12 protein-coding genes and 1 pseudogene are annotated in these 13,478 nt (G+C 60.7%); 7 read left to right on the top strand and 6 right to left on the bottom strand.

Annotated elements, in window-relative coordinates:
• Positions 1 to 277: 277 nt before the first annotated feature.
• From AC07E3_RS01960 to AC07E3_RS01950, 3 genes are read left to right on the top strand one after another with little or no spacing between them, the layout of a single operon-like run.
• The gene (locus tag AC07E3_RS01960) at positions 278 to 1,261 is read left to right on the top strand and encodes a sialic acid TRAP transporter substrate-binding protein SiaP (RefSeq protein ID WP_478360146.1); all 984 of its coding nucleotides are present in this window, start codon (positions 278 to 280) and stop codon (positions 1,259 to 1,261) included.
• A 58-nt stretch (positions 1,262 to 1,319) separates the two neighbouring features.
• Positions 1,320 to 1,847 (top strand): TRAP transporter small permease, encoded by a 528-nt coding sequence (locus tag AC07E3_RS01955; RefSeq protein WP_336071666.1) that lies wholly within the window; start codon positions 1,320 to 1,322, stop codon positions 1,845 to 1,847.
• A 12-nt stretch (positions 1,848 to 1,859) separates the two neighbouring features.
• Positions 1,860 to 3,134, top strand: a complete 1,275-nt coding sequence (locus tag AC07E3_RS01950) for a TRAP transporter large permease (protein ID WP_478360265.1) — start codon at positions 1,860 to 1,862, stop codon at positions 3,132 to 3,134.
• Between the two features lie 136 nt (positions 3,135 to 3,270).
• Here AC07E3_RS01950 and AC07E3_RS01945 read toward each other — a convergent pair whose 3' ends face one another.
• The 5 genes and pseudogenes from AC07E3_RS01945 to AC07E3_RS01925 all read right to left on the bottom strand — a co-directional run bounded on the left by AC07E3_RS01945 (position 3,271) and on the right by AC07E3_RS01925 (position 9,705).
• The gene (locus tag AC07E3_RS01945; RefSeq protein WP_478360264.1) at positions 3,271 to 3,855 is read right to left on the bottom strand and encodes an autotransporter outer membrane beta-barrel domain-containing protein; all 585 of its coding nucleotides are present in this window, start codon (positions 3,853 to 3,855) and stop codon (positions 3,271 to 3,273) included.
• 20 nt (positions 3,856 to 3,875) lie between these two features.
• Positions 3,876 to 5,918, bottom strand: a pseudogene (locus tag AC07E3_RS01940) (autotransporter outer membrane beta-barrel domain-containing protein); the annotation flags it as partial.
• Between the two features lie 188 nt (positions 5,919 to 6,106).
• A complete protein-coding gene (locus AC07E3_RS01935) occupies positions 6,107 to 6,991 on the bottom strand; it encodes an AraC family transcriptional regulator (protein WP_478360263.1) in 885 nt (294 codons plus the stop codon).
• Between the two features lie 394 nt (positions 6,992 to 7,385).
• Entirely contained in the window at positions 7,386 to 8,699 is a 1,314-nt protein-coding gene (locus AC07E3_RS01930; RefSeq protein WP_478360145.1) for an MFS transporter, read from the bottom strand.
• Between the two features lie 145 nt (positions 8,700 to 8,844).
• Positions 8,845 to 9,705 (bottom strand): alpha/beta fold hydrolase, encoded by an 861-nt coding sequence (locus AC07E3_RS01925; protein WP_478360144.1) that lies wholly within the window; start codon positions 9,703 to 9,705, stop codon positions 8,845 to 8,847.
• Positions 9,706 to 9,942: 237 nt separating this feature from the next.
• Between AC07E3_RS01925 and AC07E3_RS01920 the strand changes: the two genes are divergently transcribed.
• A complete protein-coding gene (locus tag AC07E3_RS01920; protein WP_223004542.1) occupies positions 9,943 to 10,410 on the top strand; it encodes a winged helix-turn-helix transcriptional regulator in 468 nt (155 codons plus the stop codon).
• 99 nt (positions 10,411 to 10,509) lie between these two features.
• Here AC07E3_RS01920 and AC07E3_RS01915 read toward each other — a convergent pair whose 3' ends face one another.
• Positions 10,510 to 10,815 (bottom strand): YciI family protein, encoded by a 306-nt coding sequence (locus tag AC07E3_RS01915; protein WP_065817400.1) that lies wholly within the window; start codon positions 10,813 to 10,815, stop codon positions 10,510 to 10,512.
• A gap of 104 nt (positions 10,816 to 10,919) precedes the next feature.
• On the opposite strand from AC07E3_RS01915, the gene AC07E3_RS01910 reads away from it, so the two are divergent.
• The 3 genes from AC07E3_RS01910 (at position 10,920) to AC07E3_RS01900 (ending at position 13,174) form a co-directional block, all read left to right on the top strand.
• Positions 10,920 to 11,564: a TetR/AcrR family transcriptional regulator gene (locus AC07E3_RS01910; RefSeq protein ID WP_336071654.1), complete on the top strand. Its 645-nt coding sequence runs from the start codon at positions 10,920 to 10,922 to the stop codon at positions 11,562 to 11,564.
• A 65-nt stretch (positions 11,565 to 11,629) separates the two neighbouring features.
• A complete protein-coding gene (locus tag AC07E3_RS01905) occupies positions 11,630 to 12,295 on the top strand; it encodes a flavodoxin family protein (protein WP_478360143.1) in 666 nt (221 codons plus the stop codon).
• A gap of 6 nt (positions 12,296 to 12,301) precedes the next feature.
• On the top strand, positions 12,302 to 13,174 hold the full coding sequence (locus AC07E3_RS01900; RefSeq protein ID WP_478360142.1) for a sigma-70 family RNA polymerase sigma factor: 873 nt from the start codon (positions 12,302 to 12,304) through the stop codon (positions 13,172 to 13,174).
• Positions 13,175 to 13,478: the final 304 nt, after the last annotated feature.

Genomic DNA, 13,478 nt, shown 5'->3' with positions numbered 1-13,478 from the left:
TATTCAACACATGCCGATCATCAGCTCTATCGCCGTGTCCAGCAAGGAGGGCTGCCGGCGTATTCGTACATGCCGATCATCTGCATGAGCATTTCGTCGATCCTCGCATCGCCGAAAACGGAGCCGTCATGGCTCCGTAAATGCCCTGGTTCTCCCCCGCAATGAGGGGTGGGAGGACGGGAATGTTCCGCTTCCTTCAAACGGAGGCAGCGGGGCAATAACAGGTGCCTGATGCAGCTACACCGGGAGAAGCTGCACATTTCTTTTGGGAGGAACCATGTTGAAACTATCCAGACTTCGCGCGCTCTCCATCGGAGCCGCTGTGGCCATCGCCGCCAGTGCAACGGCCACCTTCGCCCAGGACGTCCTGAAGTTCGGTCACGTCTACGAGGCATCCACCCCCTATCATGCGGCGGCGCTTCGCGCAGCCGAGCTTCTTGAGGAAGCGACCGAGGGCCGGTACAGGATGGAAGTCTTCCCCGCATCGCAGCTTGGGAAGGAAGCAGCCCTCAACGAAGCGCTTTCACTGGGAACGGTGGATGTGATCTACACGGGCGTTGCCTTTCTCGGGCAATCCTACGGCCCCATAAGCATTTCCGACTACCCCTTCACCATGCGTTCCTATGAACACTGGAAGGCCTATGTGAATTCCGACCTCTTCGATGAGATGAGTGAGGCGTATAACAAGGTTTCCGGCAATACGGTCGCGGCCATGACCTATTACGGTGCACGCCATGTGACCGCCAACAAGCCGATCCTTTCGCCGAAGGATATGGAGGGTCTGAAAATTCGGACGCCCAACGCTCCGGCCTATCAGATGTTCCCGCGCGCCACAGGCGCAAACCCCACCCCAATGGCGTTCGCCGAGGTGTATCTCGCCCTGCAGCAGGGTGTGGTCGACGCGCAGGAAAATCCACTCCCAACGATCCAGTTCAAGAAGTTCTACGAGGTCCAGTCGAACATCAATCTGACCGGGCACATCACAAACTCGCTGGCGACCGTCGTATCGCCCGTGACGATGAACAAAATGGGTGACGACGGCAAGGCTCTGCTGGAGGCGCTCGCCACCGTGGCAACGCAGACATCGGATGAGATCGTCGCCTCGGAGGGAGAGCTGGCTGACTGGTTCCGCGACCAGGGAGTGACCGTGAACGAAGTGGATCGCAAGCCATTCATGGAAGCCGTCGCCCCGCATCTGACGGGCGAGGATGTGCCGTGGGATGCCGCTATCTTCGAACGCCTTCAAGCCATTCAGGAATGACATCGGCCTGTGGGTCCGGCATTTGCCGGGCCCATTTGCGCAACGGGAGGACGCGCTGATGGCGCAGAACACCATGGTGCCGGAAATCGACTTCGACGCGATTTCCGCAGAGGACGAAGCGCATTTCGCAGGCTTTAGGATAAGCCTGGCGGACTACGCGCTTCTCGCAATCTTTCTTGCTTTATTTCTTGTTGTTTTTGTTCAGTTTTTCACGCGATACGTCCTCAACGACTCGATAAGCTGGACCGAGGAGGCCGCGCGCTATCTGCTGGTCATACTGGCGTTTGCCGGTGCGGTTCGCTGCCAGATCACCGGAAGCCATATCGTGCTGGAATTCGTCGACAAGTATTACGGGCGCAAACTCGGCCTCGTGCATGTGTTTTCGCTGCTGTGCACCGTAGTGCTGTTCACGATTCTTCTCTGGTCCGCCTGGGAGCTGATCCAGCGGACATCGTTCCAGCGGATGGTGTCGCTTCCTTTCCCGAAATACTACCTCCACGCAGCCGTGATGGCTCTGGCCGGCGTCAACGCAGTTGTGGCGACCACGCAGCTCATGCTGCGCGTGAGACAGATGATACGGAGCTGACGGCAGATGGGCCTGACTATTCTCTTCGTTTCCCTGTTCGTCCTGATGCTGCTCAGAGTTCCCATCGCGTTTTCTCTGGCGCTCTCATCCTTCGCGTACATCCTCCATTCGGGTCTTCCACCCGTGGTGTTGATGCACAACATGGTCAACGGAATGGACAGTTTTCCCCTGCTGGCCATACCCTTTTTCATATTCGCCGGCGCATTGATGAATTCCGCCGGGATCACCGCCCGCATATTCGGCTTCGCGCGCGCCATTGTTGGATGGATGCATGGCGGCCTGGGACATGTGAACATCGGCGCAAGCATCATCTTTGCAGGCATGTCCGGTGCGGCCGTGGCCGATGCCGGCGGACTGGGCGCGATCGAGATCAAGGCGATGCGCGAGGCCGGCTATGACGACGACTTCAGCGTCGGTGTCACGGCGGCATCGTCGACCATCGGGCCGATCATCCCGCCATCCCTGCCACTGGTGATTTTCGGCGTCATGGCGTCCGTTTCCATCGGGCAGCTTTTCGTCGCCGGCATTGTTCCGGGCCTGCTGATGGCAGTGTCCCTTTCCGCCATGGTCTGGTGGAAATCACGCAGGAGGAATTATCCACGCGACGTGGCTTTCCGGCTGGACACGATTGCGAGCCGGTTCAAGGCAGCGTTCCTTCCGCTCATGACGCCCGTCATCATTGTCGGTGGCATCGTATCGGGCGCGTTCACGCCCACCGAAGCGGCGATCGCCGCCGCGGCCTATGCGCTTTTTCTCGGCGTTATCGTCTATCGTACGCTGACACCCAGGAAGCTCGCCGTCATTTCACTCGAAACCATCGAGACGACAGCGGCAATCATGATGATTGTCGGGGCGGCGTCGGTGTTTGCGTGGATCCTCACCGCCAATCAGGTGGCGACGCATTTCGCCGAATTTGTGCTGTCCTTTACGGACAGCAGGGCGATGGTTCTGCTCCTGATCATGATCGTGGTCCTGATCGTCGGCCTGTTCATGGAGACGATCGCGGCGATTTCCATTCTGGTTCCGGTTCTCATGCCGGTTGCCGCGCAGTTTGGCATCGATCCCGTTCACCTCGGCATTATCGTGATCCTCAACCTGATGCTGGGCCTGCTGACGCCACCCGTCGGGATGGTGCTGTTCGTCCTGTCACGGGTTTCCCGGGTGCCGTTTGAACAATGCGTCAGGGCCACGCTGCCGTTCCTGGTGCCGCTCCTTGCCGTTCTGCTTCTGCTGACGTTCATCCCGCAGCTTGTGCTCTGGCTTCCGCAACTTCTCTATGGCGGCTGACACCGCCTTCCCCGCGGGTGCACGGCAATGGAGCTGATGAGAAAGGCCATCGCCGGAAGGCGATGGCCGATGTCTGAAGCGTTTCCATAGGAAGTGGATGCCGGCGCGCCGTCCGGAACCGCGACGAGACAAGGGATCAGAACGTCACACTAAGGCTCGCCTTGGCGGCATGGTCGGCAAGCCCGGAACCAAGCTGGCCGTTGTAGCTCAGGCCGAAACTCGCATTGTCGGCGACGCCGACGTTGAAGCCGGCACCGAGCACCAGCGCATTGCGGGCAAGCGGCACACCGGCGACAGTGAAGGCATCGCCGCCCGAAACGAAGCTGTGCGTGGAGGTCGGCGTATCGCCAAAAGCGTGGCGCCAGCCAATATCCCCCGAAAGCGTGGCCGTGGTTTCACCGAGCGCGATCGGCGTTTCTGCACGGATACCAAGCGTTGTATAGACGGCATTGCTGCTTTGGCTGGCCGAGGTCAGCGCCGCCGCGCCGCCCCTTTCGGTGTAGCCATCCGTGGCAAGGTTCGCGAAGGCCAGGTTTGCGAAGGGTTCAAAACGGGCGCTGCCATGTTCGATGCTGTAGGCCGCCTCCGCGTAAGCCTGAAAGGTCTGGGCATTGTAGGAAGCGCTGAGGCTGTCCGAGAAGCCAGTGAAGGTCGCCGAGCGGGATGTGTCGAGATGGTTCCAGCTGTAGGCCGCCCCCCCTTGAGCGAGAAGGCATCCCAGTTTCCACCCGCATAGGCACCAAGCGTGTAGCTGTCCACTGTCCCCGAAGTCATGCGGTCAGAAACGCTTAAGCCCGACCGGCTGTAGCCGCCAATCAGTCCGACACGGATGTCTCTGGCGACCTCGGCGTCCGCTCCCATGAAAAGCCCGCCAATGTTGCGATCGAGCGTTGCGGCATTGCCATCACCGCCCCATCGGCTCCAGGCACCGGAGCCCTGTAGCCAGATCTCCGGTCCTTGAGGCGCCTCCTCTGGGGCCGGACCAACCTTGGCGCGCACGCCGCCGAGCGCGACACGCAACCGGTCCAGCGCCGCCTCGCGGGCGAAGCGGCTGTCCTCCAGGAGTGCCGTTTTTGCAGAGGCATGAACCTCGCCCGAAAGCAGATCGAGCGCGACGGGCGCTTCGGCATTGGACAGCATGATGACGGCGTCATACACGCTATTTCCTGAGCCGAGCGAAAGCACGCCACCGCAAGTGTTCCCCTGATTGAACGTCAGATCGGTCGGACAGGTCCCCGCTCCCCCGCCGGCCAGGGCTGAAATCAGATCCACCTGCCCAAACGTTCCATAGTCGAGGGTAAAGTCGAGGAACGCATAGTCATCGGTAAGCGTGTCAAAGGTGCCTGTTATCCCGTCCACCGCAGTGATGATGGTGTAGGTGCCCGGCGCATAGGAAGAACCGTCGGCGGCGCCGTTCTCCGGCGTGACATGCACCGTGCCGCCATTGATTGTGACCTCTTCCGAGGCTGCAATCAGATCATTGTTCGTGCCCGGCACAAAGCCGGCATCGTCAAGTTCGACCGTATAGGTGGAGCCTGTATCGAACGTCATATTGAGAACGTTCAGCGTACCAATGGAATTCCCCGGTGCGAGTGTGCCGCCTGAAGCAATTGTCACGCCTTCCAGCGTACCTGTTCCGCCGAGTATGCCGCCGGTTACGGTGGTCGTCCCATTCAGGGTTCCATTGACCAGAAGCTCCCCACCCGAAACCTCGGTTACGTCGGCCGAGCCAAAGCCAGTATAGAGGGTCTGTCCCGCTTCATGGCGTATTACGCTACTGCCGGGGCCATTGCTGATATCCGCGTCAAAGACGTAGCCTGTGTCTGTGTGATTGAAGATAATCGTACCGGCACCGTCCCTGAACTGGATTATGTCGGTATCTACCGTTCCCGCAGCCACCGCCGTACCGAGGGAATCTCCCCCGATGACCAAACTGCCGAAAGAACTGGCCCCGTATGCCAGTCTTATATTGTTGACTGTCACACTACCGCCATTCGAAACGGCAAGATAACCGTCACCCTCATTACCGACGGAGAGAACGGTATCTCCCTCCAGCCGCGAGCCAGCCCCGTCAACGGTCACTTCACCGCGCGCGCCGAGATAATTACCGAGATAAACCGCGCCAGCCGCTGAAACGACAGCCTGATCGGCCACATGCAATTCGCCGATACCCTGGGACCCCACATAAAGAGCATCGTTGCTGGTCCAGCGTGTATTCGCGCCGGCAACATCCACGACCGCGGTTGAACCGGTATAGAAGCCAAGCCGCGCCTGGCCGTCATTGACGACGGTCGCCCCGCCACTCATCGTGACGGAGGCATTGCTGTTGTTCCCGACCCCCACATAAAGATACCCGCCGCTGTGAAGGCTGCCCCCTGCGACATTCATGGTGCCCGTCGATCCGTCCGTAAGCGCCACAGAGACATCCCCGGCATCGACCGCGCCCGAATCCGCGATGTTCAGCTCGCCCTCGCCAAAAGTGCCGATATTCAGTCTGTCACCGACGTTCAGGGCAGAGCTGGCGCCGGTGACCGTGACCGTGCCGTCATCTCCGCCACCGATGGTTATATCGTCACCGGTGGCCATGACATTGACAACACCTCCGTTCTGAACCGTCAGCTCGCCCGTTCCCGAATTCCCGACAACGAGGGCATCCGGAAGGCTCCAGGGACTCGGCTGGGTCCCTCCTCCACCCCCATCGACCGTTTCGCTGGCACCGCCTTCGATGCTGTAGGTCTGGGCATGGGCAGTCGCGGGCAGAAACCCGATCAGGGCAGCGCCCATCAGGGCTGTACCGCTCAACAGCGCCACCCGGTGCCGTTTACGCGGGAGCGTCGTGTCGACATGGCGTGTCATATATTCCCCTTTCGCAGTTATGCCGCCCTTGGCGGCGGCATAAATCCCTGACCTCCTTATGCGGCGAAGCGGGGAAAACGTCTTGGGCGCAGCGTTACAGCGTCTTGGGCGCAGCGCTACTCGGCACCTTCCGACGCGCGCCCCGACAGGGCAGCATGCCGCACATCGGACGGGGAACGCCCGAAGCGGCGCTTGAACGCCTTGTTGAACCAGCTGATGGCGGAAAAACCGCACTCAAAGGCGATGGTGCTGATCAGCAGATGGGCCATGTCCGGCGCAGCGATCATGGCCCAGGCCTTCTGTAGCTTTTGTGCACGCACATAGTCGGAAAATGCCATGCCCTCATCACCGAACAACGCCCGGATATAGGACGGGGAGATGTTGTGCCGCTCCGCCAGCATGTCGAGCGTGAGTTCGGGATCGGCAAGGTGGGCAGCGATGTCACGCTTGAGCGCAGCCAGACGTGCCGCGCGCGCACCGCGCCCTTTCGCGATTTCCTGTCCCTCGTCCCTGCCGCCAAGTGCAATGAGCGCCAGATCCCGCAGATGCCCGGCGTATTGCATGGCCGCGTCACCGGGCAGATGCTGCATTTCGCGATACAGACTTTGCCCGTATGACACAAAGAGCCGCCATTGCGGTGTCAACGGCAGCCTGTTGCGCAAAACACCGTTCAAATCCACACTGGTAAGAGCAAGATGCGTGCGCGGAATGGAAACATAGAAGCACTCGCTCACATCCGGACGGTATATCACCTCCGCGGGTACGTCGTTGGGATCGGCATAAAAGAATCCCGGCCGCAATTCGTGAGCGCACCCCCCGCATTGCTCTATGGAATATCCCCCCGACAGAGGGAAATGGAGCAACACGTCGTCACTGGATTCGGCGGCGAGGTCCGGTGTTCGAACCGCCCTTGAAGGTGAATGCCGAGCGTGGCAGAGAATCAGGTCTGGCAGGGCCACGATCGTCGTTTCGGAAGAGAAGTTCTCCCGATCCTCGGGCATGAACCGGACTTTCGTGACAGTCGCGACCGCATCCTGAAACGCGTCCAGACGGCGGCGGGCGTCCAGGTCCTGGGAGCGAATGGATATGATCGTCATACGACCCCCGGCCTGACACGCCGTTCATCATCCAGCGCTACCGGACCGCATGAATATTTCTCTATGAGGGTGTTGGGCGTTTCCATTCTCTGACTTTCCAGCACTCCCGGGTTCTCGCCCGGGCCTATGCCGACGCAAAGGATGAAGCCTCTCCCATATGAGGGAGCGCGATGTTGTTCGAGCCGTTTCACGGGCCGGATTTGTTCGAGCGGGAAGGCGCTCGCGGATCCACTCGACGAAGCGCATGGACGGCATGCCCTCCAGACAGTACTGCATCCCCTCGTCCGTGATGGGCAATTCAGCCGGGCGTCAAATGCCGGGTCGATATCCAGAAGACCAGCGCCACGGCGCAGATGGACGCTCCAAGCAGGCAAACGCCATTCCACCCGGCCTGCGCGTATGCAAGTGTCGATGTGATCGAGCCGGTGGCCGAGCCAATCGAATAGAAAATCATGTAACCGGCTGTGAGACGGCTCTGGGCCTCCGGACGGACCCGATAGACCAGACTCTGGTTTGCGACGTGCACCGATTGCAGTCCATAGTCTATCGCGACGACACCAATCACCAGGGCCCACAACGAATAGGGAAGCAGGGCGATTGGCAACCAGGAGACGAGCATGACCGCCAGACCGATCCCCGTCGTCCGCTGGGCCAGTCCGCGATCCGACAGGCGCCCGGCGCGCGATGCGCCCAGCGCCCCCGCAGCACCGGCCAGCCCGAACAGGCCGATCTGCGTGTGGGAGAGCGAGAAGGGCGGCGCGGCAAGAGGCAGCACGAGGGGAGTCAGAAGCACGGTGACCGCCGCGAAGATGAGCAAGGCGAGAACCGCGCGGATTCGCAGCACGGGTTCCTGCACGAACAGCAGAAACACCGAGCCGATCAGCCGCGGATAAGATATGTGCACCTCGGGCTTCGCCTGGCGAGGCAAGGTCCTGAACAGCAAGCCGGCGACGATCAACGTTGCGACGGCCGACACGGCGTAGACCGAGCGCCAGCCGAAAAGGTCCGACAATGTGCCGGACACGGTGCGCGCGAGCAGGATACCGAGAATGATTCCGCTGGTGACGATGCCGACGACCCGGCCACGCTCCGCCGGGTCGGCGAGGATCGCCGCATAGGCGACCAGCACCTGTGTCACAACAGCCAGAACGCCAACTGCGGAGATGGCGCCCAGCAGAACGACACCGCTTGGGGCGAAAGCCACGGCAAGCAACGCAAGCACTGATAGAAGCGACTGTCCAAGCACCAGGCGGCGGCGATCCAGCAGGTCGCCAAGCGGAACCACCAGCAGCAGGCCTAGGCCATAGCCGATCTGCGTGACGGTAATCACGATGCCTATGGACGCGCGGCTTATGGCGAATTCCTCGGCAATCACGTCAAGCAGCGGCTGGGCGTAGTAGACATTGGCGACCGCCAGCCCGCAGGCGATGGAAAACAGCAGCGCGACGGCCCGCGACAGCGACCGGGCCGCTGCAACCCTGCCAGTTGCAGATGCCGCCCCGGTGTGGCTTCGGTCTGTTTCGCCTTCCTGATCCTGCGAATTCCCGCATAGAACCGACGGGTCCGCCTGACTGCAGAACGCCCGATGTGATGTCGTATTGTTCAGACTCATGTTCGCCTCGAAGGAGGTTGTGTGCTGGAACCACGTTCTCCTGCCGCCGTGACTGCAAATGCAGTTGAACCGCGCAGGGATGAGGGCCGCGCCGGCAGAATGGCAGGCGCGGACAATGGCCGATGTTCAGAATTCAGGATCAGGCTCAAAGCGTTGCCGCGAACCGCCTGATATGTCCGGCGATCACGTCAGCCTGCTCCTCGAGAGCAAAGTGACCCGTGTCCAGAAGATTAAAGTCGACCGTCTCCAGGTCCCGGCGATAGGGGTGTGCCCCGGAGGGCGGGAAAATGACGTCGTTCTGTCCCCAGACAATCAGCGTCGGTGGCTGATGCTTTCGGAGATAGGCCTGCCATTCGGGATAAAGGCCCGGGTTCGTTCGATAGTCGTAAAGCAGATCAAGCATGATCTCCTTGTTGCCGGGCCTGTTGACGAGGGCCGCCTGAAGCACCCAGCTGTCCGGGCTGACCCTTGTTATGTCCCGCACACCGTGCGTGTAGTTCCATTCCAGCGCCTCTTCGGAAATCCCCGCCTCGCGGATCTTGCTGAAATTCTCCGGCGACGGATCCTCCCACAGAGCGCGGACGGGCGACCAGAAGCCGTCGGGCAGGCCTTCGTCATAGGCGTTGGCGTTCTGGACGATGAGGAAGCTCACCTTCTCTGGACGTCGCACGGCAACGCGGAAGCCGACCGGCCCGCCGAAGTCCTGCATGTACAACGCATATCTCCCGACCCCGAGTTCATCGACAAACCGGTCGATAGTGTCGGCCAGCCGGTCGAAGGTGTAGGAGAACTCAGCGTTCGATGGCGTATCGCTGTAGCCGAAACCCGGATAGTCGGGCGCGAGGACATGAAACCGGTCGGAGAGCCGGCAGATCAGTTCGCGGAACATGAACGACGACGCCGGAAAGCCGTGCAGGAGAAGTAATGTGGGTAGATCACGGTTTCCTGCTTCCCTGTAGAAAATCCTGCGTCCGTCGATGTCGATGGTGCGGTAGTGCGTCATCATTATCTCCTTTGCACGGAACAGACGGGCGGGTGTCGAGGTCGCGATCGGTACGCCGGATCCTGCCACGCGGGAGTCTCCCTTCGCTTTCTCGTCCATCAATCCATTCGCACGAGTGGTTTTATGTTGAAACCACATACTCGATATCAAGTTTGGTTTTATCTTGCAACCATCTTATTCGATTCGTAGACTGCGATTGTGCGAGCGCACCGGCGCTCCTGCCGGCAGGGAGAAAGCAGCATGGTCAAACGAACCAGTCACAAGGACGCAGATTGCCCGGTGGCCCGGCCTCTGGATGCAATCGGTGACTGGTGGTCTCTGCTCATCATCCGCGATGCGTTTGACGGGCTGAAGCGGTTCGGCGAATTTCAGAAGAGCCTCGGCCTTGCCAAGAACATCCTTTCGGCGCGGCTGAAAAACCTCGTGAATCACGGCATTCTTGATACGATTCCAGCCTCAGACGGCAGTGCCTATCAGGAATATGTGCTGACGGAGAAAGGTCGCGGCCTCTTCCCGTTGCTGGTGGCCCTCCGGCAGTGGGGGGAGGATCATTTTTTCCAGCCGGACGAAAGCCATGTGACCCTGCTCGACCGTGAAACCGGCCAGCCGGTCAGGCGGCTTGAACTGCGCTCGCAAGACGGGCGTCTGCTGGAACCGGAAGATACCGTTGTAAAGCGCGCGCCGCCTCCGGAGGGGGAGAAAGGCTGAAGCGAGGCTGGTGGCGCGCCCCGCTGCAGACCCATGGAACACGAAAGGCAGAACTGGAGCGCCTCTACTTTTCATTGAGACGCAGAAGCGACGGGAAATCTACATCTGCAAGCACTCGGCAACCTCAATCGTGCCGCCGAGCGCAAAGATCGGGTTCCTGCGCGCCATGTCGAGTGCCGCATCGATGTCGGACGCCTCAACCACTGAGTATCCCGACAGCGGATCTCCGGCCTTTTCCTCCCGGTCCTGACCGGTCAGGAAACGCGACTTGCCGAAGCCGGCACCCTTGTCGACCAGACTGGAGCCGAGACCGTCCATCCAGCCATTCCAGTCTGTCATCATCTTCTGCCCTTCTTCAGGGCTCTTGGGCATGCCACCACGAAATGCGAGAATGAACCTTGGCATGAGGATCCTCCTTGGTTGCAACAGGAGCAGAATGCGCCACTTCAAAATATGTTCAAGGACATATTTTGAAGTCTGCTATCGTGCCGCCTCAGGGAGGAGCAACCATGCCATACCCGAAAGACCACAAGGCGAAGACACGGGAACGCATTCTCGAGGCGGCGCGCGTGCTGTTCAATCGGCACGGCTATGATCGGGTCACCATCGATCAGATCATGGCCGCGGCCAATCTGACACGCGGGGGATTCTATGCGCATTTCTCCAGCAAGGAAGAGCTTTTCGCCGATGCGATGATCGGCTTCCTCGAGGGCCGCGGTGCAAGATGGCGTGAGGAAGAAAAGGTCGATCCGACCGCATGCCAGCTGGTGATGGCGCAGCGCATGGTAGATGCCTATCTTTCACGCCGCCATCTCGCGGACCGTGATGGGCAATGCCCGCTGATTGCCTATGCGACCGACGTCGCCAATGCCGGCCCGCGTGTGCGCGACAGCTACCGGCATCTCGTGGAAGCGATGACCTGGCTGTTCGAGATGAATCTCGAGGGAGACCCGGCCGAGCGGCGATCGCAGGCCCTGTCCCTGACGGCGCTGTGTGTCGGCGGGATGATCCTTGCCCGCGCCATTCCCGAAACCGGGATCGCCGAGGAGGTTCTTGACGCCGCCCATGCCGCGGCAACGAACATCTGGAGCCGTCCCGCCGGCGTGGCGCCAACCGGCTATCCCAGCCCGCGGGAACCGTATGAGGAAGCATGACCGGATGTCACAATCCGCCGGGCAGCTCTGTCATCTCCTTCATAGCACTCTGGAGGGAGCCGAAGATGTACACCGCAGAATCAGCGGGCGAAGCCAGACCCGTCGAAGTCAAGGCAAGACCGCGAGCCGCCGTGATCGCCATCGTCTATCATTCGGGCTACGGCCATACCGCACGGCAAGCCGAGGCAGTCAGGGACGGTGTCGATGAAGTGCACGGCGCCGAAGCCCTGCTACTGACGACCGACGAAGCGCAGCAGCGGTGGGAAGACTTAGCCGCCGCGCAGGCGATCGTTTTCGGCGCTCCGACCTATGTCGGCGCCGGCTCGGCATCGTTCAAGGCGTTCCAGGAGGCCAGTTCCAACGCCGTCATGGCCCAGGGATATCTCTGGAAGGACAAGATCGCCGCCGGCTTCACCAATTCCGGATCCCGGTCGGGCGACAAGCTCTCGACGCTCCTGCAGATGGCGCTGTTCGCTGCGCAGCATGGCATGCACTGGGTGAGCCTCGACCTGCCGCCGGCGAACTGCGCCTCAACGGGCTCGGAGGATGATTTGAACAGGCTCGGTTTCTGGCTTGGCGCGGCGGCGCAGTCTAATGTCGATCAGGGGCCGGATCTGGCGCCGCCCGAAGCGGACCTGGCAACCGCGCGGCATCTCGGGAGACGTGTTGCGACCACCACACTGCAATTTGCGCTCGGGCGCGAAGCTGCGCCTGCCGCCACGGCCGGATAGATTCCAATGCCCGCAAGCGATAGCGATGCAATCTTCACCGGTCTTCGACCACGGCTGATCCGGCTTGCCTATCGCATGCTGGGTTCAGTCGCCGACGCGGAAGACATCGTACAGAACGCATGGCTGCGCTGGCTGAACCATGATCGAAGCGAAGTCCGCGAACCTGCAGCCTTTCTTCAAACGATCGTTACCCGCCTCTGCATCAACGAGCTGAAATCCGCGCGCCGACGACGCGAGACTTATATCGGACCCTGGTTGCCCGAGCCGTTTTTCGACCCGGTGAGCGACGATATCTCCGAGGAAATTACGCTGCCGCTGATGATGGCGCTGGAGAGACTGTCTCCGCTAGAGCGTGCCGCCTTTTTGCTGCATGACATTTTCGGGGTCGGCTTCGAAGAGGTATCGAGAATGCTGGACCGCGACGCCGCTGCCTGCCGCAAGCTTGCCAGCAGGGCGCGTGTTCACATCCGTCAGGCCCGCCCACGCTTCAGCGCAACGAAGGTGGAAGGCCAGAAGCTTGCCGCAGCGTTCTACACGGCATCGCGGACCGGCGACATGGAAGCGCTGCGCGATCTGCTCACGAAGGACGTCGTGATCTATACGGATGGCGGCGGCCAGGTTGCCGCGCCAACGTCGCCATCGGTCGGGCTCGACGCCGCACTAAGACTCTTCAAGGCGCTGGCCCGCTATTTCGCCCGCGCGCCATCGCGCTTCGTTCGCCATACCATGATCGACGGTCTGCCCGGCTTCATCACGATCGAGGCCGGCGGCATCACACAAATATCGGCTTTTCTGCTCAGTAACAGCAGGATCGCGGCGATCTATGTGACGCGCAACCCGGAAAAACTGCATCACCTCCCTCGAGGCGACGCGCATTGACAATCTTGTTTCGGAAGCAGCACGAAGAAAAGCCATAGCTCGCGCCATCTGATCGGCGAGGCGGCGAAACACAATTCAGTATCAAGACCTCCTGACCTGAGCCCCGACATCCCTCCGGTTGTTTGGAGAGTCTTGGGTTTCATTTGACGTGGGACCCTTTTTGGACCACCCGGCTGGGGATTTCCCGGGGGAGCAGGTCAGCAGGTCACCAGTGGCAGAGAGAATGTTGAGGTGGCGTTGAGGTAACAGCAAAAGCCCCGGCATTGATGCGCGGGGCTTTGTGTAATCTGCTGATTTCTTTTGC

Source organism: Nitratireductor lacus (assembly GCF_056431025.1).
The sequence above is the reverse complement of the archived record's forward strand: the minus strand, read 5'-3'. Positions and strand labels throughout refer to the sequence as shown.

Excerpts from the sequence above, each read along its gene's own strand:
- AC07E3_RS01960 (WP_478360146.1), top strand. The coding sequence starts at position 278 with ATGTTGAAACTATCCAGACTTCGCGCGCTCTCCATCGGAGCCGCTGTG.
- AC07E3_RS01955 (WP_336071666.1), top strand. The coding sequence starts at position 1,320 with ATGGCGCAGAACACCATGGTGCCGGAAATCGACTTCGACGCGATTTCC.
- AC07E3_RS01935 (WP_478360263.1), bottom strand. The coding sequence starts at position 6,991 with ATGCCCGAGGATCGGGAGAACTTCTCTTCCGAAACGACGATCGTGGCC.
- AC07E3_RS01930 (WP_478360145.1), bottom strand. The coding sequence starts at position 8,699 with ATGAGTCTGAACAATACGACATCACATCGGGCGTTCTGCAGTCAGGCG.
- AC07E3_RS01925 (WP_478360144.1), bottom strand. The coding sequence starts at position 9,705 with ATGATGACGCACTACCGCACCATCGACATCGACGGACGCAGGATTTTC.
- AC07E3_RS01920 (WP_223004542.1), top strand. The coding sequence starts at position 9,943 with ATGGTCAAACGAACCAGTCACAAGGACGCAGATTGCCCGGTGGCCCGG.
- AC07E3_RS01915 (WP_065817400.1), bottom strand. The coding sequence starts at position 10,815 with ATGCCAAGGTTCATTCTCGCATTTCGTGGTGGCATGCCCAAGAGCCCT.
- AC07E3_RS01910 (WP_336071654.1), top strand. The coding sequence starts at position 10,920 with ATGCCATACCCGAAAGACCACAAGGCGAAGACACGGGAACGCATTCTC.
- AC07E3_RS01905 (WP_478360143.1), top strand. The coding sequence starts at position 11,630 with ATGTACACCGCAGAATCAGCGGGCGAAGCCAGACCCGTCGAAGTCAAG.
- AC07E3_RS01900 (WP_478360142.1), top strand. The coding sequence starts at position 12,302 with ATGCCCGCAAGCGATAGCGATGCAATCTTCACCGGTCTTCGACCACGG.